General features: G+C 70.6%; 19 protein-coding genes and 1 pseudogene. 13 read left to right on the top strand and 7 right to left on the bottom strand.

Annotated elements, in window-relative coordinates:
- Window positions 1-103: 103 nt before the first annotated feature.
- From AB0C15_RS24235 to AB0C15_RS24205, 7 genes are all read left to right on the top strand, one after another.
- Window positions 104-2,638 carry a nitrate- and nitrite sensing domain-containing protein gene (locus AB0C15_RS24235; RefSeq protein WP_357355439.1) on the top strand — a complete coding sequence of 845 codons (2,535 nt, stop codon included), beginning with the start codon at window positions 104-106 and terminating at the stop codon, window positions 2,636-2,638.
- 89 nt (window positions 2,639-2,727) lie between these two features.
- On the top strand, window positions 2,728-3,150 hold the full coding sequence (locus AB0C15_RS24230) for a roadblock/LC7 domain-containing protein (protein ID WP_091403761.1): 423 nt from the start codon (window positions 2,728-2,730) through the stop codon (window positions 3,148-3,150).
- A gap of 5 nt (window positions 3,151-3,155) precedes the next feature.
- Complete coding sequence (locus AB0C15_RS24225; RefSeq protein ID WP_357355436.1) at window positions 3,156-3,542, top strand: DUF742 domain-containing protein; 387 nt, start codon at window positions 3,156-3,158, stop codon at window positions 3,540-3,542.
- The gene (locus AB0C15_RS24220; protein ID WP_357355435.1) at window positions 3,523-4,134 is read left to right on the top strand and encodes an ATP/GTP-binding protein; all 612 of its coding nucleotides are present in this window, start codon (window positions 3,523-3,525) and stop codon (window positions 4,132-4,134) included. Before AB0C15_RS24225 ends, AB0C15_RS24220 begins: the two co-directional genes overlap by 20 nt.
- On the top strand, window positions 4,131-4,418 hold the full coding sequence (locus AB0C15_RS24215) for a YciI family protein (protein WP_357355491.1): 288 nt from the start codon (window positions 4,131-4,133) through the stop codon (window positions 4,416-4,418). Before AB0C15_RS24220 ends, AB0C15_RS24215 begins: the two co-directional genes overlap by 4 nt.
- Before the next feature lie 29 nt (window positions 4,419-4,447).
- Window positions 4,448-5,857 carry a sigma-70 family RNA polymerase sigma factor gene (locus AB0C15_RS24210; RefSeq protein WP_357355433.1) on the top strand — a complete coding sequence of 470 codons (1,410 nt, stop codon included), beginning with the start codon at window positions 4,448-4,450 and terminating at the stop codon, window positions 5,855-5,857.
- 195 nt (window positions 5,858-6,052) lie between these two features.
- Complete coding sequence (locus AB0C15_RS24205) at window positions 6,053-6,526, top strand: hypothetical protein (RefSeq protein WP_357355431.1); 474 nt, start codon at window positions 6,053-6,055, stop codon at window positions 6,524-6,526.
- Window positions 6,527-6,603: 77 nt separating this feature from the next.
- Here the strand turns inward: AB0C15_RS24205 and AB0C15_RS24200 are convergent, their stop codons facing one another.
- Entirely contained in the window at window positions 6,604-9,456 is a 2,853-nt protein-coding gene (locus AB0C15_RS24200; protein WP_357355429.1) for an aconitate hydratase, read from the bottom strand.
- Window positions 9,457-9,668: 212 nt separating this feature from the next.
- On the opposite strand from AB0C15_RS24200, the gene AB0C15_RS24195 reads away from it, so the two are divergent.
- Entirely contained in the window at window positions 9,669-10,451 is a 783-nt protein-coding gene (locus AB0C15_RS24195) for a DedA family protein (protein ID WP_357355427.1), read from the top strand.
- A 246-nt stretch (window positions 10,452-10,697) separates the two neighbouring features.
- Here the strand turns inward: AB0C15_RS24195 and AB0C15_RS24190 are convergent.
- The 3 genes and pseudogenes from AB0C15_RS24190 to AB0C15_RS24180 all read right to left on the bottom strand — a co-directional run bounded on the left by AB0C15_RS24190 (window position 10,698) and on the right by AB0C15_RS24180 (window position 13,129).
- Window positions 10,698-11,361: pseudogene (locus AB0C15_RS24190) on the bottom strand (C39 family peptidase).
- Between the two features lie 791 nt (window positions 11,362-12,152).
- Window positions 12,153-12,875: a hypothetical protein gene (locus AB0C15_RS24185; RefSeq protein WP_357355425.1), complete on the bottom strand. Its 723-nt coding sequence runs from the start codon at window positions 12,873-12,875 to the stop codon at window positions 12,153-12,155.
- A 65-nt stretch (window positions 12,876-12,940) separates the two neighbouring features.
- On the bottom strand, window positions 12,941-13,129 hold the full coding sequence (locus AB0C15_RS24180; protein ID WP_357355498.1) for a hypothetical protein: 189 nt from the start codon (window positions 13,127-13,129) through the stop codon (window positions 12,941-12,943).
- 19 nt (window positions 13,130-13,148) lie between these two features.
- On the opposite strand from AB0C15_RS24180, the gene AB0C15_RS24175 reads away from it, so the two are divergent.
- From AB0C15_RS24175 to AB0C15_RS24165, 3 genes are all read left to right on the top strand, one after another.
- Complete coding sequence (locus AB0C15_RS24175) at window positions 13,149-13,835, top strand: hypothetical protein (protein ID WP_357355423.1); 687 nt, start codon at window positions 13,149-13,151, stop codon at window positions 13,833-13,835.
- Between the two features lie 37 nt (window positions 13,836-13,872).
- Window positions 13,873-14,262, top strand: a complete 390-nt coding sequence (locus AB0C15_RS24170; RefSeq protein WP_357355421.1) for a hypothetical protein — start codon at window positions 13,873-13,875, stop codon at window positions 14,260-14,262.
- A gap of 97 nt (window positions 14,263-14,359) precedes the next feature.
- The gene (locus AB0C15_RS24165) at window positions 14,360-15,040 is read left to right on the top strand and encodes a hypothetical protein (RefSeq protein ID WP_357355419.1); all 681 of its coding nucleotides are present in this window, start codon (window positions 14,360-14,362) and stop codon (window positions 15,038-15,040) included.
- Between the two features lie 56 nt (window positions 15,041-15,096).
- On the opposite strand, the gene AB0C15_RS24160 is transcribed toward AB0C15_RS24165, so the two are convergent.
- Window positions 15,097-15,555 (bottom strand): hypothetical protein, encoded by a 459-nt coding sequence (locus AB0C15_RS24160; RefSeq protein ID WP_357355417.1) that lies wholly within the window; start codon window positions 15,553-15,555, stop codon window positions 15,097-15,099.
- A gap of 13 nt (window positions 15,556-15,568) precedes the next feature.
- On the opposite strand from AB0C15_RS24160, the gene AB0C15_RS24155 reads away from it, so the two are divergent.
- A complete protein-coding gene (locus AB0C15_RS24155; RefSeq protein ID WP_357355415.1) occupies window positions 15,569-15,817 on the top strand; it encodes a hypothetical protein in 249 nt (82 codons plus the stop codon).
- A 109-nt stretch (window positions 15,818-15,926) separates the two neighbouring features.
- Complete coding sequence (gene pulA, locus AB0C15_RS24150; RefSeq protein ID WP_357355413.1) at window positions 15,927-21,422, top strand: pullulanase-type alpha-1,6-glucosidase; 5,496 nt, start codon at window positions 15,927-15,929, stop codon at window positions 21,420-21,422.
- Between the two features lie 79 nt (window positions 21,423-21,501).
- Here pulA and AB0C15_RS24145 read toward each other — a convergent pair whose 3' ends face one another.
- Both AB0C15_RS24145 and AB0C15_RS24140 read right to left on the bottom strand, forming a co-directional pair.
- Window positions 21,502-23,160, bottom strand: a complete 1,659-nt coding sequence (locus AB0C15_RS24145; protein ID WP_357355411.1) for a hypothetical protein — start codon at window positions 23,158-23,160, stop codon at window positions 21,502-21,504.
- Window positions 23,161-23,454: 294 nt separating this feature from the next.
- A complete protein-coding gene (locus tag AB0C15_RS24140) occupies window positions 23,455-25,395 on the bottom strand; it encodes a hypothetical protein (protein ID WP_357355409.1) in 1,941 nt (646 codons plus the stop codon).
- Between the last annotated feature and the right edge of the window lie 318 nt (window positions 25,396-25,713).

Raw genomic sequence — 25,713 nt, 5'->3', positions numbered from 1 at the left:
GCGTACGCAGAGCCTCAGCCCCGGATGCCCCGCTGTGGTGGGACGTCGCCCCCTCTGATCATTCGTTGATGAGCTGAGTCAACGCCCGGCCTGGGACGGTTCAATGCGCTCTCGCGGTACGAGTATCCGCACCAAGGTTGTCGCCCTGCTCCTGTCCCTGGTTGCGCTCTGGATGTTCGCGGCGTGGGTGACCCTGCGGGACGGCTTCAACCTGCTCGGCGTCCAGGTGATCAACACCAAGGTCTACGAGCCGAGTGAGCCGCTGTTGCAGGAGCTCCAGGTGGAGCGGCGGTTGACCCAGGCGTACCTGAGCAACCCCGAGGCCGCCCAGCGGACGGCGCTCGAGGCGGAGCAGCGCAAGACCACGGAGTTGGCCGCCGCCTTCGCCGCCTCGTCGCGCGAGTGGCAGGTCGACGTCGCCGGCAGCTCCGCGTTGGACAACCAGCTCCGAATGACGATCGCCCAGGTCGACACGTTGAAGCAGACCCGCGCCGAGGTGCTGGAACGTAAGATCGACCGGGTCGCCGCCGCCGGGGCGTACACCGACGCGATCGAGTCGATCTTCCAGGTGTACGACGTGACCGGCAGCCTGGACGACAAGCAGATCGCCGGCGAGGCGGCGGCCCTGATCCAGCTCAACCGGATGAAGGAGCTGATCTCCCAGGAGGACGCGCTGCTCAGCGGCCTCTTCGGCAACGGTCGGATGAGCGGCGCCGAATACGCCCGCTACCTCGCGCTTGTCGGCTCCGAGCGGTTCGTCGGCGAGGAGGCCCGGGTCCGGCTCGCCGACGCCGACAAACGCCGGTACCAGCAGCTCGTCGAGGGCGAGGCGTTCACCCGGCTGCGCGCCGTACAGGACAGCATCATCCGTGAGGGTCGGCCGTCGACCCAGTTGCCGATCGACGCCGAGCAGTGGCGCGGCACCGTGGAGCCGGCGCTGGCCGAGGTCAACGACGTCGTGCTCTCCGGTGGTGAGGGCATCGTGGACCGGGCCACCGGCGTCGCCGTGATGGTCGTCGTCCGGCTGGTGCTCGCCACCGGTCTGGGCCTGCTCGCCGTCATCGCCTCCGTCGTCGTCTCCATCACCACCGCGCGGAACCTGTTGCGCCAGCTCGAGCGGCTGCGGCAGGCCGCCTGGCAGCTCGCCGACGAGCGGCTGCCCCGGGTGGTGGATCGGCTCGGGCGCGGCGAGGAGGTCGACGTGGCCACCGAGGCACCCCCGCTGGAGTTCGGCACCGACGAGATCGGCCAGGTCGGCAAGGCGTTCAACGCCGTCCAGGAGACCGCCCTGCGGACCGCGGTCGAGCAGGCCGACCTGCGCCGTAACGTCCGCGAGGTCTTCCTGAGCCTGGCCCGACGTACGCAGGCGCTCGTCCACCGCCAGCTCACCCTGCTCGACGCGATGGAGCGGCGGGAGCACGACGCGGAAGAGCTGGAGGACCTGTTCCGGGTCGACCACCTGGCCACCCGGATGCGGCGCAACGCAGAGAACCTGATCGTGCTCTCCGGGTCCACCCCCGGCCGGGCCTGGCGACGTAACGTCCCGATGGTCGACGTGGTGCGCGGTGCCGTGGCCGAGGTGGAGGACTACACCCGGGTCAACGTGCTGCCGCTCGGGCCGGTCTCGCTCGCCGGCCGCGCGGTCGGCGACGTCATCCACCTGCTCGCCGAGCTGATCGAGAACGGCCTGTCGTTCTCCCCGCCACACACGACTGTCGAGGTCCGCGGCCAGGCGGTCGCGAACGGGTTCGCCATCGAGATCGAGGACCGGGGCCTCGGCATGAGCGAGGAGGACCTGGCCGCGGCGAACCACCGGATCGTCGACCAGTCCGAGCTGAACCTCGCCAACGCCTCCCGCCTGGGCCTCTACGTGGTGAGCCGGCTGACCGATCGGCACGGCGTGCGGGTACGGCTCAAGGAGTCCGCGTACGGCGGCACCACGGCTGTCGTGCTGATCCCGCTGGAGTTGGTCACCGAGGCCGATGCCTCCCCGGAGGACTCCGGCTCGTTCCGGGCCGGGTCGGCCATCTCCACGCCCTCCCCGGACACCGGCCGTCCGACGTCCCTCGCACCCGCCGCCCTCGCCACCGCGACGACCACCGCGACGGAGGCAGGGGTGCCGACACCGGCCGACTCCACCACGCCGAGGAGCGAGAAGGAGGCCGAGGCGGACGGCGTTCTCCCCACCCGGCAGCGGACCACCCCGGCACCCGGCACACCCGACCTGCCCACCCGCGCCCGGCGCGGTCTGGCTCAGCCAGCCCTGGAAGCCCCGACCGTGCCCACCGGCCTCCCGGCCATCGACCGCACCAGCCCGGAGGGTGACCCGGAGCCGGTCGAGGCCGGCGACGGTGATCCGGTGCCCACCCAGGCCGAGGCGGAGCGGACCGACTCGGGCCTCCCCGTCCGGGTCCGGCAGGCGAGCATCGTTCCCGAGTTGCGAGACGACCCGGCGGTGTCGGAGACCGACGACGAGGATGTGGTGCGTCCACCGGAGCAGGTTCGCCGGATGATGAGCTCCTACCAGACCGGTACCCGGCGTGGTCGCACCGACGCGGCTCGACTGCTCGGCGGTGCCTCCGGCACCCCGGCGGCAACGCCTTCCGAGCCGACCGACGAGGATCCACAAGCGACCTGACCGGGCACCGAACCGCGGGTTTCCGCGCGGTGTGACGGTCGAGCCCCAGACGAACACGGCACACAGCCGGGCGAGAAGAGGACGACGAAGTGACCCAGAAGACGGCTTCGAGCGCCGACCTGACGTGGTTGCTGGATGACCTGGTGGGCCGGGTGAAGCAGGCCGAACACGCGGTCGCGCTCTCCACCGACGGTCTCTTGATGGCCTCCTCCCAGGGGTTGAGCCGGGACGACGGCGAGCACCTCGCGGCGATGGCTGCCGGCATCCAGAGCCTCGCCCGAGGCGCCGGCAAGCGCTTCGGTGGCGGGCAGGTGCAGCAGACCATCATCGAGATGCAGTCGTCGTTCCTGTTCGTCACCGCGGCCGGCCGTAACGCCTGCCTGGCGGTGCTGGCCAGCGAGGACGCCGACGTCGGCCTGATCGCCTACGAGATGGCGATGCTCGTCACCCGGGTCGGCAAGTACGTCGCATCGCCGTCGCGTGGCACCGATCAGCAGGTCGGCGAGAGGTAGCGGCGATGACCGTCCAGGGAGATTCCGCAGACCATCAGTGGGTGGACGACCATGCGGGCCCGGTGGTGCGTCCGTACGCGGTGACGCGTGGCCGTGCCCGCCCGGTCACCGGCACGTTTGACCTGATCTCCCTGGTCACGGCGACCCGAGCCGAGGTCACGCCCGAGGTCGGTCTCGGCCCCGAGCATCTGGCGATCGTCGGACTGTGCCAGCGCATACAGTCCGTCGCCGAGATCGCCGCCCATCTCGACCTGCCGGTGGGCACCATCCGGGTGCTTCTCGGTGATCTGGCAGCCCGCAGCCTGGTGCAGGTCCGCGAGCCGCAGACCACGGCCGGTCTTCCCGACAACAGCATCTTCGAGGCGGTAATCAATGGACTACGGGCACTCTGACCGGCCGGCGGGAGCGGCGCCACTGCCCACCGCGATCAAGATCCTGGTCGCGGGCGGCTTCGGCGTGGGCAAGACGACCATGGTTGGCGCGGTCAGCGAAACCCGACCGCTGCGCACCGAGGAGGTGCTGACGGAGTCGGGGGTCGGCATCGACGACCTGTCCGGGGTGGAGGACAAGACCACCACCACCGTCGCCATGGACTTCGGCCGGATCACCATCAGCGACGACCTGGTGCTGTATCTGTTCGGTACGCCGGGGCAGGACCGGTTCTGGTTCGTCTGGGACGAGCTGGCGTTGGGCGCGATCGGCGCGGTGGTGCTTGCCGACACCCGCCGGCTCGCCGACTGCTTCCCCTCGATCGACTACTTCGAGGGTCGGGGCACGCCCTTCGTGGTGGCGGTGAACTGCTTCCAGGGCTCTCGGACGTACCAGCTCGACGAGGTGCAGGCCGCGCTGAACCTGGACCCGGGCGTGCCGGTGCTGCTCTGCGACGCCCGGCAGCGTGAGTCCAGCAAGGAGGTGCTCGTCACGTTGATGGAGCACGCCATGAAGACCCGCGAGGCCCGCCGCCGCGCCGCCAGCGGAGACTGACAGAACTACCCGACATCGACAAGTGGGTGGCGGAGAACGACTCCCGTGGCCGCCGCCTGAGCGGCAATGTGCTGGGGCCGACCGACGCGGCCACCACCGTCCGCGTTCGCGACGGTGAGCTGCTCGTCTCCGAGGGCCCGTTCGCGGAGACCGCTGAGGTGATCGTGGGCTTCGACCTGCTCGACTGCGCCGACCTGGACGAGGCGATCGAGGTGGCCCGCACCCACCCGATGGCCCGTGCGGGGCGAGTGGAGCTGCGTCCGTTCGCGGACCTGCCCGACTGACGGAGTTGTCCACCTCGCCGAGCCGGCCGATGCGCACGCGGGTAGCGGCCGGCGCGGCGGCGGAAGCCGTCGCGGCGGCCGGCGTCGAGGCGTACCCCCGGATCGTCGCGACCCTGATCCGGATGACCGGTGACTGGGCGTTGGCCGAGGACTGCGCCCAGGAGTCGTTGACCGTCGCGCTGGAACGCTGGCCCGCCGACGGTGTACCGGCCAATCCGGGCGGCTGGCTCATGACGGTGGCGCGTAACCGGGCGATCGACGTGCTGCGTCGGGCCACTCTGGAGCGGCGCAAGCTGCACGACCTGGCGTTGCTCACGCCTGACGACGCACCGCCGGAGCCGGAGGTGGGCGAGGACGTGGTGGACGACCGGCTGCGGCTCATCTTCACCTGCTGCCATCCGGCGCTCGCGCTCGACGCCCGGGTGGCGTTGACCCTGCGTACGGTCTGCGGCGTGCCGACCGCCGACATCGCCCACCTCCTGCTGGTCAGCGAGTCGACGATGACCCGGCGGCTGACCCGGGCCCGCACCCGCATCGCCGAGGCCGGCATCCCGTACCGGGTGCCGAGTGGGCCGGCGCTGACCGAGCGGCTGCCCGGCGTCCTCGCCGTGCTGTACCTGCTGTTCACCCGCGGCTACGTCGCCGGCGGCGAGCCGGCCTTCGCCGACGAGGCGGTCCGGCTGGCCCGGCTGCTCGACCGGCTGATGCCCGAGCAGTCCGAGGTCGCCGCGCTGCTGGCGCTGTTCCTGTTCCAACACTCCCGCCGGGACGCCCGCCGCGACGCCGCCGGCAACCTGCTCACCCTGCAACGGCAGGACCGCGGCAGGTGGGACCGCGCTGCCATCGCCGAGGGCCTGGCCCTCGATCGGGTACGCCACGACGGTCCGTACGCGTGGCAGGCCCGGATCGCCGCCTGCCACGCCACCGCCGCCTCGGCCGACGACACCCGACTGGCCGACGATCGCGCGGGCCTACGACGCGCTCGCCGACCTGCGCCCCGCACCGGTGATCGCGCTCAACCGTGCTGTCGCGCACGGCTACGCGTACGGGCCGGCCGCCGGGCTGGTCCTGCTCGACGCCGCGGGCGCCGGGGGAGGGCTGGACGGCTACCCGCACGCCGTGGCGGTGGAGGCCGATCTGGTGGCCTGGCAGGGAGACCGGCTGCGCTCGGCCGGACTGTTCCGTGCGGCGGCGGCAGCGGTCGGCTCCCCCGTCGAGCGTCGCGCGCTGCTCGACCGGGCCGACGAACTAGCCCGCTAGTGGCTCTGCGCGCCTGTGCTGGTCCGACCGCCCCAGAGACGCAAGTCGGGGATCAAAGGGGCAGGCACGGTGAATCTTGGACACTTTCCGTCTTCAGTGGACGGAAACTGTCCAAGATCTCAGCAAGCGCACCACGCAGAGAGCCGCGACCGGTGCGAGTCGTCCGACGAAGAGGTTAGCCCGTATCGAGGCCTGGTACGAGGAGCGACCCAGGAACGACGCAGGGTACCTCCCACCGAGGGGCGGGAAGGACCCTGTTGGCGTCGGTATGTCACTTGGCGATCATGGGGCGCGGCACGGATCGCGGGATGGCTGCCGTGCCAGTAGTGGTCCGCCTGACCAAGGGCGCGAGCGGCGATCGATATGGTGGCCACATGGCACTGCCGTTCGTGGTTGCTCTGCGCGGTTACGACATGCGTCAGGTCGAGAGTCTCTTCGCCGAGGTCGATGAGGCTGTGGCCGCCGACAGTGCCGTGTTGCGGGCTGCCGCGCGAGACACGCTTCGGGCGACCACCCTGCGACGGCGGCTACGGGGCTACGCCCCCCGGGACGTGGACGCGGCGATAGCCCAACGGCTGGCTGCACTCGCGCAACCGGGCACCCCGAGCGGACCGACGCGACCACCCGCCATCACGCCGTTGCCGTTCGTGGTTGCTCTGGGCGGTTACGACATGCGTCAGGTCGAGAGTCTCTTCGCCGAGGTCGATGAGGCTGTGGCCGCCGACAGTGCCGTGTTGCGGGCTGCCGCGCGAGACACGCTTCGGACAGCCACCCTGCGACGGCGGTTACGGGGTTACGCGTGCCGCGCCGTGGATGACGCGGTAGCCGAGCGACTACGGGCGCTCTGACAGCGAGCATCCCTCGCCTGGAACGGCGAAGGCCGCCCTCGCCGGAGCGGGAGCGGCCTTCCACCAGTCGTACGCGATCAGTTGGCGATCATGCGGCGCAGCACGAACTGCAGGATGCCGCCGTGCCGGTAGTAGTCCGCCTCACCGGGAGTGTCGATCCGCACCACGGCGTCGAACTCCACGCCGGTGTCGGTGCTGACCTGCACGGTGCGCGGGGTCTCACCGTCGTTCAGGGCGGTCACCCCGGTGATGGTGAACGTCTCGCTGCCGGTCAGGCCGAGCGACTCGGCGGTGACGTCCACCGGGAACTGCAGCGGCAGCACGCCCATGCCGATGAGGTTGGAGCGGTGGATCCGCTCGTACGACTCGGCGATGACGGCCCGGACACCCAGCAGCATGGTGCCCTTGGCCGCCCAGTCCCGCGACGAGCCCGAGCCGTACTCCTTGCCGGCCAGGATCACCAGCGGGATGCCGGCCTCCTGGTAGGCCATCGAGGCGTCGTAGATCGAGGTCTGCTCGCCGGTGAGGTGGTTGACGGTGAAGCCACCCTCCACCCCGGGCACCAACTGGTTGCGCAGCCGGATGTTGGCGAAGGTGCCCCGGATCATCACCTCGTGGTTACCGCGGCGCGAACCGTACGAGTTGAACTCGTGGCGAGGCACGCCGTGCTCGGCCAGGTACGTGCCGGCCGGGGAGTCCGCCTTGATCGCGCCGGCCGGCGAGATGTGGTCGGTGGTCACCGAGTCACCCAGCTTGGCCAGCACCCGGGCGGCCGAGATGTCGACGACCGGGCTCGGCTCCTGCTGCATGCCCTCGAAGTACGGGGGCTTGCGCACGTAGGTGGAGTCGTTCTCCCAGGCGAAGGTGTCGCCGGTCGGGGTCGGCAGCGACTGCCACCGCTCGTCGCCGGCGAAGACATCGGCGTACGCGGCGCTGAAACCGGTGGCGCCGATCGCCTGGGCGATGACGTCCTGGATCTCGGCGCTGTTCGGCCAGATCTCGCGCAGGTAGACCGGATTGCCCTCGGAGTCCTCACCGATCGGCTCGTTGGCCAGGTCGATGTCCATCGTGCCGGCCAGGGCGTAGGCGACCACCAGCGGCGGCGACGCCAGGTAGTTCATCTTGACGTCCGGGTTGATCCGGCCCTCGAAGTTCCGGTTACCGGAGAGCACCGAGACGACCGACAGGTCGTGCTCGTTGACCGCGGCGGACACCTCCTCCGGCAGCGGACCCGAGTTGCCGATGCAGGTGGTGCAGCCGTAGCCGACCAGGTTGAAGCCGAGCTTGTCCAGGTACGGCGTGAGGCCGGCCCGCTCGTAGTAGTCCATGACGACCTTCGACCCGGGCGCCAGGGTGGTCTTCACCCACGGCTTGCGGGACAGGCCCTTGTCGACGGCGTTGCGGGCCAGCAGCGCGGCACCGATCATCACCTGCGGGTTCGACGTGTTGGTGCAGGAGGTGATGGCAGCGATCACCACGGCACCGTGGTCCAGCTCGTACTCGACGCCGTCACTGCCGGTGACCCGGATCGGGTTGGTGGCCCGGCCACCGGCCCCGGCGGCGGCCGTCTCCAGATCGCGCGGCTCGTCCGCCGGGTCGCTGAACTCGTTTGCCGGCGGGTCGCTGGCCGGGAAGGACTCGGCGCTGGCCTCGTCGGCCGGGCCGTTCGCGCCGCGCGGCAGCTCCTCGCGGGCCACGCTCGGCTTGAGGTCGCGCTCGCCGGTGGAGTCGTCGGCCACGTAGTCGGTGAGCGCGGAGCGGAACAGCGTCTTGGCGCTGCCCAGCGGCACCCGGTCCTGCGGGCGCTTCGGGCCGGCGAGCGACGGCTCGATCGTGCCGAGGTCCAGCTCCAGGCGCTCGGAGTAGTCCGGCTCGTGGTCCGGGTCGTGCCAGAGGCCCTGCTCCTTGGCGTACGCCTCGACGAGCGCGACCTGCGCGGCGTCGCGGCCGGTCAGCTCCAGGTAGCGAATCGTCTCCGCGTCGATCGGGAAGATCGCCACGGTGGAGCCGTACTCCGGGGACATGTTGCCGATGGTGGCCCGGTTGGCCAGCGGCACGGCGCTCACGCCGGGGCCGTAGAACTCGACGAACTTGCCGACCACACCGTGCTTGCGCAGCATCTCGGTGATGGTCAGCACCAGGTCGGTGGCGGTGGTGCCGGCCGGCATCTCACCGGAGAGCTTGAAGCCCACCACCCGGGGGATCAGCATGCTGACCGGCTGGCCGAGCATCGCGGCCTCGGCCTCGATGCCGCCGACGCCCCAGCCCAGCACGCCCAGGCCGTTGACCATGGTGGTGTGCGAGTCGGTGCCGACCACGGTGTCCGGGTACGCCTGCCCACCGCGTTCCATGATCGTACGGGCCAGGTACTCGATGTTGACCTGGTGCACGATGCCGGTGCCCGGCGGCACGACCTTGAACTCGTTGAACGCGGTCTGACCCCAGCGCAGGAACTGGTAGCGCTCCTTGTTGCGCTCGTACTCCAGCTCGACGTTGCGGGCGAACGCGTCCTCGCGGCCGAAAAGGTCGGCGATGACCGAGTGGTCGATGACCAGCTCGGCCGGAGCGAGGGGGTTGACCTTGGTGGCGTCGCCGCCCAGGTCGCGTACGGCCTCGCGCATGGTCGCCAGGTCGACCACGCAGGGCACGCCGGTGAAGTCCTGCATGAGCACCCGCGCCGGGGTGAACTGGATCTCCACGCTCGGGGCGGCGGTGGAGTCCCACCCGCCGAGCTGCCGGATGTGGTCGGCGGTGATGTTCGCGCCGTCCTCGGTCCGCAGCAGGTTTTCCAGCAGGATCTTCAGGCTGTACGGCAACCTGGCGTGGCCGTCCACCTTGTCGATCTTGAAAATCTCGTAGCTCGCGTCTCCGACGCGTAGCTGGGTCTTCGCACCGAAGGTGTCGAGGCTCGCCACGTCGTACTCCTTCACACCAGCGACCGTGAGTAGTCCTGAGCAGTCTGTCGCACCGGCCGGGGTGCCGCCGAGGTTAGGTGACACTTACCGCCCGAATCCGCTTTCAACAAAACCGTACGTCCGTCTTGCTATCTGCGCAACCCGGCGTCACGGTGTGGACGCCCCACGACCGCGCCGCGTCGCCAGTCGGCGGGGTAGGGTCGGGGCCGATTCGGAAGGGGTGCCGGGTGATCGACGTTCAGCACTGGCTCTCGGCGCTGCCTCCGGGCCTGATCTACCTGATCGTCGCCGGGGTGATCGGCGTGGAGAGCATGGGCGTCCCGCTGCCCGGCGAGATCGTCCTGGTCAGCTCCGCCCTGCTCGCCGCCACCGGCGTGGTGGAGCCGGAGTGGGTGGCCAGCGCCGCGGCGTTCGGCGCCATCGTCGGCGACTCCATCGGGTACGCCATCGGCCGGCGCGGCGGTCGTCCGCTGCTCGCCCGGCTGGGCAGACGGTTCCCCAAGCACCTGGGCCCGGCGCAGCTCGCCCGAGCGGAGCAGAGCTTCGCGCGGCACGGCGTCTGGGCGGTCTTCTTCGGTCGGTTCGTGGCACTGCTGAGAATCCTGGCCGGGCCGCTCGCCGGGGCTCTGCACGTGCCGTACCGCCGCTTCCTGGTGGCGAACGCGGCCGGCGGCCTGGTCTGGGCCTTCGGCACGACGTACCTGCTCTACTCGGTCGGCCGCGCGGCCGAACACTGGCTGAAGGACATCTCCTGGGCCGGGCTGGTCCTCGCGGTGCTCGCCGGGCTGGGCAGCACCTGGTGGCTGCGCCGACGCGCGCACCGGGCCACGTCGGCCGACAATTCCGTCAGCATGGAGACGGCGTCCGGCGGTCATGCGACCGAGGCGGCGTCCGGCGGTCATGCGACCGAGGCGGCGTCCGGCGGTCATGCGACCGAGGCGGCGTCCGGCGGTCATGCGACCGAGGCGGCGTCCGGCGTCGATCCGGTCCGACCGGGCAACGGTCGCTGACCTAGCCGTCCTCGCCACCACCTGCCGTCGCAAGCCGCCGCCACCAACTGACGCCACAAGCCACCGAACGGCGGCGGAGCCGGACGGCGGCCGCCAAGATCTGCGCAACAACAGTGATGTTGCTGTCTCCCGGGAGTGGGAGGCAGCAACATCCGCGAGGTTGCTCAGGTTTCGGGCGTGGGCATGGCGAAGGGCCGGGCCCCGGGTGGGGTCCGGCCCTTCGTTGTGGGCGTGCTGGTGTTGGTGTCAGCTGGTGGAGTAGCCGCGGGTGGCGATCCAGTCGGCGAGGTGCTCGACGGTGACGTCGTAGGAGGCGGTGTTGGGGTCGGCGGAGTCGGCGATGGTGACGGTGGTGCCGTTGTCGCGGTAGCCGACGACGCTGATGTAGTGCCCGCCTTCGAAGGAGTGGATACCACCGGCGGTGTCGGTGGTGGTGCCGGCGATGTTGGCGACCACTGCCCGGCCGTCGTCGACGGTCTTGACGATGTCGGCGCGCAGCTTGTCGGTCTGCTTGTCGTCGGCCTTGGGGGTGCTGATCTCGACGGAGTGGTAGGCGTCGTTCTTGCCGGTCTCCTTGTTCAGCACCGGGGTGATGTCGTTGATGGAGTTGGTGCCGGCCTCGGTGGTGCCCATCTCCTTGGCCATGGCGTCCACGCTGATGTCCTTGCCCTGTACGGGACAGGGCGTTGCGGGTGGCGGCGGGGCCGCAGTAGTAGAAGTTCGGCTGGGCTTCGTAGCGCACGCCGAGTTGACGCTCGCCGTGGCCCTTGCGGTCGGTCTGCGTCTGCGACGCCGGCTTGCTGGTGTTCGGGGCGGCGAAGGCGGTGGTGACGGGGCCGGCGATGGCGCCGCCGGTGAAGGCGAGGCCGGCGGCGGTCAGGGCGGTCTTACGAATCAGATCGGTACGCATGGTGGCGTGCTCCTCTGCTTCATCGGGGGTGCCGCGTGGCGTGACGGGGGGCAGCGTCCACGCGGGAGGTAGGGGTGTGTTGTCCTGGCGGCCTGTTGGGGCCGGCGTCGGGACGGTGCACAACGGTCCGGGGTGGCGGATCATTGCGTCGGGCTTCTGGGCCCGTGCTGCTTGGCGGTGCGGGGGATGTAACCGAGGCGACCGGCCGGGTGTTCCCGGCCAAAGCCCTGCGGCTCGACGGTCCGTGCGGCCCGGCGGTGGTCGTGCCGTGCGGCCCGGCCCGGCCATCCCGACCGGCTGTGGCGGCCTCGGAGGTATAACCGCCCCGCCCGGCCCGCGATTCCGTCGTCCGGGTGACCCCGGCCACTCGCCAGACCTCGCGAAACCGGCGAAAACCCCCATCCCGCAGGGTCATCGAATCCGACACGGCGACCACGGCAGCCTGATCCACTCGCGTTCACGGAAATCGCCGTGTCCTGGGTTCAGGGACCCCCCGACATCAGGGAACGCGAGTGGATCAAGCGGCTCTACGCCGCGCGTCTGACCGAGCCGCGCCGAACGGGCCGGACCCAAATGGTGCAGGGCTGGCTGGACAGGTGAGACGCGCTGTCCGGAACCTCGCGGCCCGCATGATCGTGCTCAATCCAGGAAACAGGCCCCTCCCGCCACCGCGAGGCCACCACAACAAGGGTTGAGCACGATCACGCGGCGGTCGCGATGCCTTGACCGCCTCGCCGGTCGACCGGGCGAGGCGGCGACGGGGTGGATGGGTGGGGTGGGGCGGGAAGGGCTCAGGTTGCCTTGAGTAGCTCCACGACCGCGTCGCGGGCGGCAAGGACGGCCGCCTCGGACTGCGGGCCGTGGTTGAGGATGTCGAAGGAGTGCTGGCCGTCCGGTACCTCGATCACCCGCATCGGCCATCCCTGCGCGCCTGCTGCGGGGAGGAACGCGTCGATGCCGGCCAGCACCGGGGGGATGTCCTGGCCGGCGCGGGTGAGCACCAACGGCACGCCGGTGCCGGCGTCGAGGGCTTCGACGGGCAGGAACCGAGCGTCGACCTCCCAGCCGGGGAACGGGACGAGCAGCGGGTACGTCAGTGCGATCCCGCGTAGCCAGGGCGGCGGGACGCGGAGCCAGTCGGCTGCGAAGAGACCGCCGCCGGAGAAGAACCACAGCACCACCCGCTCGGGGTCGACCCGCGGGTCGGCGCGGACCTGCTCGACCATCGCGGCGATGTCGTCGGCTGCGGCGGGCAGCGCCGACAGGTCGGACACCTGGTAGCTGACCAGCGCGGTGACCACGCCGCTCGCGGCGAGCAGAGCGCCGTAGCCGCGGTAGAGCAGCCAGTCGCGGGGGTCGGGTGCGTCGGGTGGCAGGGGGGCGCCGTGCACCACCACGACGGCCGGCGCGGGATCGCCGACGGTGGGCAGGTGCAGGTCTACGTCGCCGTGCCGTTCGATCGCCGCGGCAGGGGTGGACAGGACGAAGGGCCGTTGTGCGACGGGCGTCGTCATACCCTCATCGTATCGATCTTCGACCGGCCCGGCCGCCCCGTCCATTGTCGACAGGGGACGGCTGGTCAGGCCGGGTCGGCGGGCTTCGTGGCGTCGCCGGCCTGGGCGTGTCGCTCCAGCAGCCGCTGCCGGATCTCCTCCGGGGTGTACGCGCGCCGCCGCCGTTCGGCCCGCGCGATGACCACGCCGGAGGCCGCGACGCCGGCGAGGCCGGCCAGACCGAGAACCTTCCACCACCGCATTCGTTGCCGCATCGGCCTAGGCTAGACCCCCATGAGCATCAGCCTGGATGAGGCCGTCGAGTTGACCCGCACCGGTGACGTGTGGGTGTTCCGGGGTCGCAGCGTGCCGGACCGGGCGATCCAGTTCACCACCAACAGCCCGGTGAACCACGTCGGGATGGCGGTGGTGCTGGACGACCTGCCGCCGCTGATGTGGCACGCGGAGTTGGGCAGGTCGTTACCGGACCTGTGGTCGGGCACCCACCAGCGTGGCGTCCAACTGCATGACCTGCGGGACGCGGTAGGCGTCTGGGCCAACCGGTACGGCCAACGGGCCTGGCTGCGGCAGCTCGACCCGCCGGCGGACGGGGAGATGGAGCGGGCGGTGCTGCGGACGATCGCGCGGTTGGACGGCACGCCGTTCCCGTCGACGGCGCAGTTGGCGTGGCGTTGGGTGCGGGGCCGGGTGCCGGCGCTGCCGCGCCCCGGCCGTCCGGCGCTTCGGCCCACCCCGGCCGCCGCCAGCCCCGTCGGGTCGGCGGGGGAGCGGGACCGGGCGCTGGAGACGGCGTACTGCGCCGAGGTGGTGGCAGTGACCTATGAGGCCATGGGGCTGTTGCCGGCGGGTCGGCGTCCGAACTGGTATGACCCGGGACGGTTCTGGAGTGGGGACGACCTCGGTCTGGCCGCCGAAGCCCGGTTGGGTTCGGAGATCGAGGTGCGGGTGCCGTCGCGCTGAGGTTTGACCTGGGTGGTCACCGGCAATTGGTGTGACCGTGAACGCCTCCACGGATCTTGACACGTTGGCCGACTTCTTCGACCGGTACGGCGTGGCGTTGACCTCCGGCGACCTGCCGGGCATCGCCGGCTGTTACTCCCTGCCGGGGTTGGTGGTGGCCGACACCTACAGCTTCTCGTTCACGTCGACGGCGGCGGTGGCACTGTCCTTCGTGGGTGCGGCGCCTGACTACCAGGACCGGCAGTTGGTCGCTGCCCACGCCCGGATCGACGACGTGCAGCAGGTGTCCGCGTTGTTGACGATGGTGGCGGTGGAGTGGGAGTTCCTGGACAGTCGGGGGCAGGCGGTGCCGGGAGAGCGGTACCGCTACCTGCTGCGCATCTCGGATGACGGCCCGCTCATCTGCACGGTCGTCCGGACGGGCTGACCGACCGGGGCCGCTCGGCCCGATCCGTACCCGCCCGGTTTCCGGTTTGCGCGGCGCTGGCTACGCTGTCGCGTCGGTGGGGACGAGGGGAGACCTGATGGCGGTGCGGCCGGATGGTGCGGCAGGTTCGCGTGCGGCGCGGGTGTTGGCGTCGGTGCCGTGGGTCGTGGTGCTGCTCGGTGTGTGCGCGCTCGTGGTGCTCCTGGTGATCGCGCTGTTGTCGTTCCGGACGAGGGAGCGGAACGCCGCGCCGCAGGCCGCGCCTCCGGCGTTCCTGCCGACCGTGCCGGGTGCCGCGTCGGCCACAAGTGGGCCGACCCCGGCGGCTGTGGAGCGGCGCTCGGTGTCGCCGCGTCCGTCGCGGAGCAGTCGGACGCCGTCGCCGCGGGCCACCGTGACCGGCTCGCCGACTCCCGGGCGGACGAGTGTCCTGGTGGCGCCGTCGGCATCGGCGGACGACACGGTCAGCGCCCGGTACCAGGTCGGTACGGACGGCTGGGACGGGGAGTCCGCGTCGCTGTCGATCGACAACCTGTCGACCCGGTCGCTGGACTGGCAGGTCGAGTTGGCGTTCGACGACGACACGTGGGCTCTGCGGGTCGGTGACGACTCGGGCGTCTCGGTGCGGGGGCGTGGGAACGGGCGGTTCGTGGTGCGCGGCACCCGTTCGATGAAGCCTGGTGACTCGCGGACGCTGCGGCTGCGCGTCGGCTGGGGTGAGTCGGCGCAGCGACCGATCGCGTGCACGATCAACGGGGTCGACTGCCGGATCGGCTGAGCCGGAGCCGGAACCCTGGTGCGCCGTCGAGGCTTCCCGGCGTGGGCCACCGATCGCTACGCTGCCCGGACGGTCCACTGAAGGAGGTACATGTCCGGCATGCGCCGTGTTCCGCGCCCGCCGCACGGTCCAGTGGCGATCGCCACGTCACCCTGGATCGTGGTGGGTGCCGGTGTCGTCGTGATGGTGGTCCTGCTCATCGTGGCCCTGGGCGCGTACCGGGGGCGGAGCCCGGCGCCGGACGGCGCGCAGCCGCCGGCGCTGCCGGTGCCGTCCGCGGTGTCGGCGCCGAGTGCGCCCACGTCGGCGCCGTCTCCGGTGCCGGTGATGCCGGGGCTGTCCGGGCGGGCCAGTGGGTTGCCGCCGAGCACTGCGTCCGGGTCACCGACGGTCGGTCCGACTGCCGGTCCGACCGGGAGGCCGACGGCGACGCGGTCGCCGAGCCGGGCAGCCTCGGGGCAGCCGGCGATGACCGGGCGGTACCGGGTGGTGCAGAGCTTCGACGGGGGTTTCATCGGCGAGGTGTCGATGGTCAACACGTCCGCCCGTAGCCGTGGTTGGACGGTGCGGTTGGAGTTTCCGGGTGGACGGCTGGTGACCGCCTGGGTGGAGGGCGTTCCGCAGGGGACGCTCCGGCAGGGCGACGACGGCTTCACGTACCTCAGTGGGGTCGAGGTGTCGCCAGGTGGTTCGGTGTCGTTGCGTTTCCACATGGAGCGGGCGTCGCACACGCCGCGCGACTGCACCGTGGACGGAGGGCGCTGCGACGGTTTCTGACCGGCGCTTCCGCAAGAATGCTGCTTTGTTGCGACCATGTTTGCAAGGCATTGCAGATTGTTTCGGCAAGGGTTAGCGTGCGCCAATCAGCGACCAGAGGAAGGCGTCGATGAGACCCTCGCCGATTTCAGGTACCGCCCTGCTGGCCCTCGCCGCACTGCTCACCGTCACGCTCGTCGGCACTCCGGTCGCCGTGCACCCCGCTGCGGCGGGCCCCCGCCCGTCCGACGGCGCCCCACTCGTGGTCGCCGGCGCGCCGCAGTGGGGTGCCGAACCCACCGCCGAGGCGCTGCTGAAGGCGGGCGGCACCTCCGCCCGGGCCGAGCAGTTCTACTTCGTCCTGCCGGACCGGTTCGCCAACGGAGACCCCCGCAACGACCGGGGCGGCCTTACCGGCGACCGGCTGCGGACCGGCCTCGACCCCACCGACAAGGGCTTCTACCACGGCGGCGACCTCAAGGGCGTCATCGACAAGTTGGACTACATCCAGGGCATGGGCACCACTGCCATCTGGCTCGCCCCGATCTTCAAGAACCGGCCGGTGCAGGGTTCCGGCAACGACATCTCGGCCGGCTACCACGGCTACTGGATCACCGACTTCACCCAGGTCGACCCGCACTTCGGCACCATGGAGGAGATGAAGCGGCTGGTCAGGCTCGCCCACCAGCGCGGCATGAAGATCTACCTCGACGTGATCGTCAACCACACCGCCGACGTCATCAAGTACGCCGAAGACCGGTACGCCTACGTCGACAAGGCGACCTCGCCGTACACCGACGCGCAGGGCCGGGCGTTCGAGGACCGCAACTACGCCGACGGCAGCCGCGCGTTCCCGCCTGTCGACAGCGAATCGTTCCCGTACACGCCGACGTTCGCCGAGCCGGACGACGCCACGGTCAAGGTGCCGGCCTGGTTGAACGACGTCACCATGTACCACAACCGGGGTGACTCCACCTTCGCCGGCGAGAACAGCGAGTACGGCGACTTCTTCGGCCTCGACGACCTGTGGACCGAGCGTCCCGAGGTGGTCCGGGGGCTGACCAAGGCGTACGGGGACTGGATCGGCGCGACCGGCGTCGACGGGTTCCGGTTGGACACCGTGAAGCACGTCAACATGGACTTCTGGCCGCAGTTCAGCCAGGGCATCGAGCGGGCCGCCGAAAAGGCCGGCAAGAAGGACTTCTTCATGTTCGGCGAGGTGTACAGCGCCGACCCGGAGATCAGCTCCAGCTACGTCCGCCAGGGTGGCCTGCCGGCCACCCTCGACTTCGCCTTCCAGGAGGCCGCGCGCGGCTTCACCGCCGCTGCCGGCTCCGCGAAGGCGCTCGCCGACGTGTACGCCCGTGACGACCTCTACGCGGCCCGGGACACCGACGCGGGCCGGCTGCCCACCTTCCTCGGCAACCACGACATGGGCCGGATCGGGTCGTTCATCGCCGGAGGTGGCAGTGACCCGGCCAGTCACCTGCGTCGTGACCAGCTCGCCCATCAGTTGATGTTCCTGACCCGTGGGCAGCCGGTGGTCTACTCCGGCGACGAACAGGGCTTCACCGGCCCGGGTGGGGACAAGGACGCCCGCCAGGACATGTTCGCCTCGTCGGTCCCCGACTACCTCGACGACGACCTGCTCGGCACCGACCGTACCCACGCCAGCGACCAGTTCGACCCGGCCCACCCGCTGTACCGGACCATCGCCGACCTGGGCCGGCTGCGCCAGGCACACCCGGCGCTGCGCGACGGCGTGCAGGTCACCCGGTACGCGGCCGACGGGCCGGGCGTCTTCGCCGCCTCCCGGATCGCCCCGGCCGACCGCACCGAGTACGTGGTGGCGCTCAACAACGCCGACACCGCGCAGACTGTCACCGTGGACACCTGGTCGGCCGGCACCACCTTCACCGGCATCTACGGCGGCACCGACCGCGCCACCGCCGGCGGGGACGGCGAACTGACGGTCACCGTGCCGCCGCTGTCGGCGGTGGTGTACCGGGCCGGCAGCCCCGTCGCGGCGGCGGCCGACAAGCCGACGATCATCATCACCAGTCCGGTTCCTGGTGCGCCGGTCGCCACCCGGGCGGCGGTCACCGCCCGGGTGACCGGCGACCCGCTGGCCACCGTCACCGTCGGGGCGCGGGTGGCCGGCGGCCGGTGGACGCTGCTGGGCAGCGCCGACCACGCCCCGTACACCGTGAATCACGACCTGACCGGCCTCGCCGGTGGCACCCGGGTCGAGTACAAGGCGGTGGTCCGCGACGGTCGGGGCCGTACCGCCACCGCCCGGTCCACCGCGGTCGTCGGGACCCCTGCGCCGGGCAGCTCCCGGGAGTGGGCGGTGGTGCACTACCAGCGTCCCGCCGGTGGGTACGACGACTGGGGGCTCTACGCCTGGGGCGACGTCGACCCGGCGTACGTCACCGAGTGGCCGAAGGGGCAGCCGTTCGCCGGGGAGGACTCCTACGGCCGGTTCGCCTGGGTGAAGCTCAAGCCGGGCGCGACGTCGGTGAATTTCCTGGTCGTCGACAAGGCTGGCACGAAGGACGTCGCCGAGGACCGCAGCATCGACCTCACCCGGACCGGCGAGATCTGGCTCAGACAGGGCGACCCGGCGATCTACCCGAGCCGGCAGGCGGCCACCGGTGAGCCGGACCCGCCGGTCGAGGAGGGCACCGCGGTGTTGCACTACCGGCGGGCCGACGGCAACTACGACGGTTGGGGCCTGCACCTGTGGGACGGGGCGGCCAACCCGACCGAGTGGTCCGCCCCGCTGCGGCCGAGCACCGTCGACGCGTTCGGGGCGGTGTTCCGGGTGCCGTTGGCGGCCGGTGCCACCGGGCTGAACTACATCATCCACAACGGTGACACCAAGGACCTGCCCGACGACCAGCGGCTCGACTTCGCCAGCGCCGGCCGGGAGGTGTGGTTGCTCGCCGCCACGCCGGGCCGCCTGCTGCCGTCGACGGTCACCACCGCCACCGGGGACACCGACATCAGCAGGCAGAAGGCGCACTGGATCGACAGGGCCACAGTGGCGTGGCAGAGACCGTCGACCGACGGCAGGACGTACGCGCTCGTCGTCGCGCGCACCGGCGGTGTGAGCGTGGTCGACGGCGAGCTGACCGGCACGTACACCACGATGCCGCTGCGGGCGCAGCGCAACGGGCTCACCGAGGCCCAACGCGACAGGTTCCCGCACCTGTGGTCGTACCGTAGCTTCGCCCTGGACCGGGCGGACCTGGCCTCGGTCCCGGCGGCGCTGCGGGGGCAGGTGCTCGTCACCGAACGCGACGCCGACGGTGCGCTGCTCGCCGCGACCGGCGTGCAGACCCCCGGCGTGCTCGACGACGTGTACTCCCGGGCGACCGACGCCACCCTCGGGCCCACGTTCGCGGAGCGGACGCCGAGCCTCGCGCTGTGGGCGCCGACCGCTCAGAGCGTGCGCCTGCAACTGTTCGACTCGCCCACCGCCGCGCCGAAGACGGTGCCGATGCGCCGCGACGACCGCACCGGCGTCTGGTCGGTGCGCGGTGAGCGCTCCTGGACCGGCAAGTTCTACCGGTACGAGGTGCGGGCGTGGCAGCCCGCGGCGCAGCGGATCGTCACCGCGGCGGTCACCGACCCGTACTCGGTGGCCCTCGCCGCCGACTCCACGCACAGCCAGATCGTCGACCTGAACGACCCGGCGCTGGCCCCGGCCGGGTGGCGCACCCTGCGCAAACCGGCGCCGGTGCCGCCCGCGAAGGCGCAGATCACCGAGTTGTCCGTGCGGGACTTCTCCATCGCCGACGAGAGTGTGCCGGCCGACCGGCGGGGGACGTTCCTCGCCTTCACCGACCCGGGAACCGCCGGCATGACCCACCTGCGGGCGCTCGGCGCGGCCGGGGTCACCCACCTGCACCTGTTGCCGGCGTTCGACTTCGCGACGATCCCCGAGCGGCGGGCCGACCAGCGCCAGCCGGCCTGCGACCTGGCGGCGCTGCCACCGGACTCGGCCGAGCAGCAGAAGTGCGTGGCGGCGGTCGCCGAGACCGACGGCTACAACTGGGGGTACGACCCGCTGCACTACACCGTGCCCGAGGGTGGTTACGCCGTCGACCCGGTCGGTGCGGCACGGACCGCCGAGTTCCGGCGGATGGTCGCCGGGGCGAACGACGCCGGGCTGCGCGTGGTGATGGACGTGGTCTACAACCACACGTCGGCGGCCGGCACCGACGCGACGTCGGTGCTCGACCAGATCGTGCCCGGCTACTACCACCGGCTGCTCGAGGACGGCGCGGTGGCCAACTCCACCTGCTGCGCCAACACCGCTCCCGAGCACGCCATGATGGGCAAGCTGGTGGTCGACTCGCTCGTCACCTGGGCCCGGCAGTACAAGGTGGACGGCTTCCGCTTCGACCTGATGGGTCACCACCCGAAGGCGAACATCCTGGCCGTCCGTGCGGCACTGGACCGGCTGACCGTCGCCCGCGACGGCGTGGACGGCCGGTCGATCCTGCTCTACGGCGAGGGCTGGAACTTCGGTGAGGTCGCCGACGACGCCCGGTTCGTGCAGGCCACCCAGGCCAACATGGCCGGCACCGGCATCGGCACCTTCAACGACCGGCTGCGCGACGCGGTGCGCGGCGGCGGCCCGTTCGACGCCAACCCGCGCGTGCAGGGTTTCGCCTCCGGGCTCTACACCGACCCGAACGGCGACCCGGTGAACGGGTCACCCACCGAACAGAAGACCCGCCTGCTGCACGCCCACGACCTGATCAAGGTGGGGCTCACCGGCAACCTGCGCGGCTACCGGTTCACCGACACCGCCGGCCGCCAGGTCACCGGGGCGCAGGTGGACTACAACGGCTCCCCGGCCGGCTACACCGCCGCGCCGGGGGAGGCCGTCACCTACGCCGACGCACACGACAACGAGATCCTGTACGACGCGTTGGCGTACAAACTGCCGCAGGCCACCTCGGCGGCGGACCGCTCCCGGATGCAGGTGCTGGCGCTGAGCACCGTGGTGCTGGGGCAGGGCACCGGGTTCGTCACCGCCGGCACCGAACGGCTGCGGTCGAAGTCGCTGGACCGCAACTCGTACAACTCCGGTGACTGGTTCAACCAGATCCGCTGGGGTTGCGAACAGGGCAACGGGTTCGGCGTCGGTCTGCCGCCCGCGCCCGACAACGAGGACAAGTGGTCGTACGCGAAGCCGCTGCTGGCCGACCCGGCGCTGGTGCCGGACTGCGCGGCGATCAACACCACCGACGCCCGGTACGCCGAGCTGCTGCGCATCCGGGCGTCGTCGCCGGTGTTCGGGCTGGCCACCGCGGAGCAGGTGCAGCGGCGGGTCGCGTTCCCGCTGTCCGGTGCGCAGGAGACGCCCGGCGTGCTGACCATGACCCTGGACGCTCGGGGGCTGGGCGGGCCGTGGACGTCGCTGACCGTCGTCTTCAACAGCACCCCGTCAACGGCCACCCAGACGGTGACCGGGTTGCGCGACGCGGACGTGGCACTGCACCCGGTGCTTGTCGAATCGGCCGACCCGGCGCTGCGTACCGCCTCGTTCGACCGGGCGACCGGCGGGCTCACCGTACCGGCGCGCAGCGTGGCGGTCTTCGTCCAGAAGTAGCGTGAACCGGCCCCCTTCCGCGTCTCGCGGAAGGGGGCCGGCCCGTTGGTGCTCTGCTATCTCGTCACCCGAAGGGTGATCAGGCGAAGCAGTTCTCGATGGTGCCGCCCGGGATGGCCAGGCAGTTCGTCGGACGGTTCGCGGTGATCGCGGACTTGTCGTCCACGTTCACCTCGCCGAAGAAGCTGAAGACACCGCCCGGAGCGAAGGTGGAGAAGTTGTGGGCGACCTTCGTCTTCGACAGGTTGACCTCGCCGAAGATGTTGAAGATGCCGCCGCCGACCCCGATCGGGCCGATGGCCCGGTTGCCGACGACCTCGCTGTCACGCAGCGTGGTGACGCTGCCGGCGTTGAAGAGCCCGCCGCCGAAGAAGCCGGCGGTGTTGTCCTTGATGCTGCTCTTCTCGAACGTGGCCACGCTGTCGAAGGCGAGGGCCACACCGCCACCGACACCGGCGGTGCTGTTCTTCTCCACCGTGACCTGGTGCAGGTTGAGCTGGCTGTCCGCAGCGGCGATACCACCGCCGGCGAGGACCGCGGTGTTCGAGACGAACTTGGTCTCGTACGCCGTGGTGTTGCCCTCGATGTCGAGGTAGCCACCACCGAAGCCCAGCGTCTCGTTGTCGGTGATCTCGGACTTCTTGAGTTCGACCGTTCCGCCGTCGACGTCGTCGGCGAAGATCTCCGCGGCGCCGTTGGAGATGCCGCCGCCACCGATGATGGCGGTGTTGTCCTTGATCTTCGACTCCTCGACCTTGAGCAGGCCGGCGTTGAAGACACCACCACCGAAGAAGAAGGCGGTGTTACGGGTCACGGTGCTGTGCCAGATCTTCGTGGTGCCGAAGTTGGCCACACCACCACCGTTGCTGCCCGACTGGTTGAGGACGACCTCGGACTCCAGGATCTCGGCGGTGCCACCCGGCTGGACCAGGATGCCGGCACCGTCGGTGTCCTGCGGGAACTCGACCAGCGGCGTGACGACGCCCGCCTTGGCGGCCGGCGCGGCCTTGGCCGTGACCTTCGGCGCGGCCGTCAGGCCCGCCTTCGGGTTGGCCTGCCGGGCGGTGAGCGCCTGGTTCAGCGGAACGCCCGCCTTCACCTGCGCGGCGATCGCCTCGGAGTCCGAGTAGGACGCCCAGACGGCCGCCGGCTCGACACCGTTCAACAGCTCGAGGGTCTGCCCACCCTTGATGGTCAGGCCCTTGATGGTGAGGTGTCCACCGCTGCCGACGTTGAGGATCCGGAAGTAGTCGGCCGTGGCCTCACGGGCGATCGTGGTGTGCTCGCCCTTCAGCGTGATCCGCTCGGTGATCACCGGCAGGCCGTTGCCCTGGTAGTCGTTCCGGGTCAGGTTGTAGGTGCAGCCCTTGGCCAGTTCCAGCACACCGCCGTGCTTGTTGTTGGCGAACACGATCGCCTGAATCAGCTTGTCGGTGTCGCAGGGCACCTCCTTCCCGCGCTCGTGGTCCTTGTCCCGGTCCTTGTCCTTGTTCTTGTCCTTGTCCCGGTTCTCGTCCTTGTCCCAGTCGCGCGCCTCGTCGCCCCGCTGGTCGCCGTCCTTGCTGACCTGCGCGGTGTTCCAGTTCAGGCCGACCGCTCCGGCGCTGCCCGCGACGCCCACCGCCGCGAGACTGATCACGCCCGTCAAACCGGCCACGCCACTGGCGAGCCAGAGCTTGCGGCGGCGCTTGGCCGTCGCCCGCCCGGAGGCTTCGTTGTTCGTTAGGTAGTTGGACATCGGAGCTCTCTGCCCTCTCCTCGTACCAGACAGGGTCGCCGCCGTCAGACGGGCGTCCCCTGCTACAAATCGGTTGTAGCTCCCAAAACCACCGTATGAGAAGGTTCCTCGCCTCGCGGGCTTATCCGAGAGAAGCCCACATTCGGTTCATGTTGCTCCCAATCAGGTGCGGACCGGCACGGCACCACCCAAGCCGGCCTGCGCGCCCCTGACCTGCCCAAATGGGTACGCCCCTCCGAGCCGGTCAGGGCTCGGAGGGGCGCACCCTCTATGTGGATCAGCCACCCGTTCCGCTCAGAAACAGTCGGGAACGTTCAGGCAGTTGGTAGGGCGGTTGGCGGACACGACGGACTCGTCGTCAAGCCGTACGAAGCTGCCGAGGCCGTTGGAGATCCCGCCCGGCGGCAGGGTGGCGAAGTTGTGCGTCACCTTCGTCCGGTGAAGGCTGACCTCGCCGCCGTCGGTGTTGTAGATGCCACCGCCGCTGCCGAGCGGGCCGACGGCACGGTTGCCCGACACCTCGCTCTCGCGCAGCGTGGTGACGCTGTCCTCGTTGTAGAGGCCGGCACCGAAGAACCCAGCGGTATTGTCCTTGATCCTGCTGTTCTCGATCGTCGCGACGCTGTCGAAGGCAACCGCCAGGCCACCACCCACGCCGGCGGTGCTGTTCTTGGCCACCGTGGCGTCCTTGAGGGTGAGCTGGCTGTCGGCCACCGCGACGCCACCACCGGCGAGAACCGCGGTGTTGTCGCTGACCGTCGTCTGGTGCAACGTGGTGGTGCCCTCGACGTCCAGGACGCCGCCGCCGAAGCCGAGCGTCTCGTTGTCGCTGATCTCGCTCTTGTAGACCCAGACCGAGCCGCCGTCGACGTCCTCGGTGAAGATCTCCGCAGCGCCATTAGAGATGCCGCCGCCGCCGACGATCCCGGTGTTGTCCTTGATCTTCGACTCGTCGACCTGGAGTACGCCAGCGTTGAAGACCCCACCGCCGAAGAAGAACGCGGTGTTGTGCGCGACCGTCGCCTTGCTGAGCCTGGTGCTGCCGAAGTTGGCCAGCCCGCCACCGTTGCCGCCGGACTGGTTGTAGAGCAACTCGCTCTCCAGGATCTCCGCGCGTCCTCCGGGCTGCACCAGCACCCCGGCGCCGTCGGTGAACCCGGGCTGCTCGACAAGCGGCACCACAGTCGTCCCGGCACCCACCGGCTTCGCTGGCGCGGCTATCGGCTTGGCGGTGGCGGCCTTGGTCGCTGCTGCTGCCGTGGCGGGTGCCGTCCTGGCAGCGGCCTTGGCCGGTGCTGCCTTCGCGGTGGCCTTGGTGGGTGCCGCCTTGGCGGCGGCCTTGGTGGGTGCTGCCTTGGCCGGTGCTGCCTTGCCGGCGGGCGTGGCAGCGGTTGCTGCGGGTTTCGCGGCTGCCGCTCCGGGCGTCGCGGCTGCCGGCTTGCTGCCGGGTGCCGTCGCGACCGCTGGCTTGCTGCCGGGTGCCGCTGCGGCTGCCGGCTTGGCCACGGTGGTGCGGACCACTGCGGAGTACGGCGCCCAGACCGTCGCCGGGTCCGCGGTTATCGCGGATTGAAGGGTCTGGCCACCCCTGATGCTCAGGCCCTTGAGCGTGAGGTGCCCGCCGGCACCGACGTTGAGGATGCGGAAGTAGTCAGCCGTGGCTTCGCGGCCGATGGTGGTGTGCTCACCCTTGAGGGTGATGTGCTCGGTGATCACCGGGAGGCCGTTGCCGTCCTGGTTGCGAGTCAGCGTGTAGGTGCAGCCCTTGGCCAGCTCCAGCACACCGCCGTCCTCGCTGTTGGCGAACGTGATCGCCTGGATCAGCTTGTCGGTGTCGCACGGGACCTGTTTGGTGCGGTCCTTCTCGTCGCGCCTGCCGTCCTTGCCGTCCTTGCCGTCCTTGCCGTCCTTGCCGTTCTTGCCGTCCCTGTCGGACTGGTCGTCGAAGCCGCTCCAGTCGTCACCGCTCCAGTCGTCGTCCTGACCGCCGTCGTCCTTGGCGCCGTTCCTGTCCGCGCCACCGCTGTCGCTGACGTTCTGCCGGTTGGTCGACGGCTGCGCGTCGGACACCTGCTCGGACTTTGGTTTGTCGTCCCGAGCGGCGACGCCGCCGAGGGCCGCCAGGCCGACCACACCGGTCAGCCCGGCCACGCCGGCGACCCAGAGCGCCCGCCTTCGCCGTGTCGGCGGGGCTGTCGAGGCCCCGCCGTCGGTACTCGTTACGTCGTTGGACATCAGAGCCTTCCGCCCTTTCCTGCTACCAGACGGGGTCGCACCACCCGAGGCGCCACGACCGGCTACAAATGGGTTGCAGCCACTGATCCCCACCGTATGAGAACCATCTTCGCGATGCGGACGTATCCGAGATAACCACGCATTGGGCGCAGTCACGCTGACGGCGGGCAGCCGGCCCGGAGTGGGAGGAAGGGTCCTGAGCAGCACAAACGCCTACGAGAGACGTCGCGGGGCGGGCGAGCATCACGGCCGGCCCGGAACGCCGACGTGCAGATGGCGGCAGGGGTCCACCGCCGTGATCCACTCCCTTGATCCACT

Origin of the sequence: Micromonospora sp. NPDC048835 (assembly GCF_040649995.1) — a bacterium.
Taxonomy (GTDB): domain Bacteria; phylum Actinomycetota; class Actinomycetes; order Mycobacteriales; family Micromonosporaceae; genus Micromonospora.
Note: the sequence above shows the minus strand (reverse complement) of the source record. Positions and strands in the feature narration are given on the sequence as shown.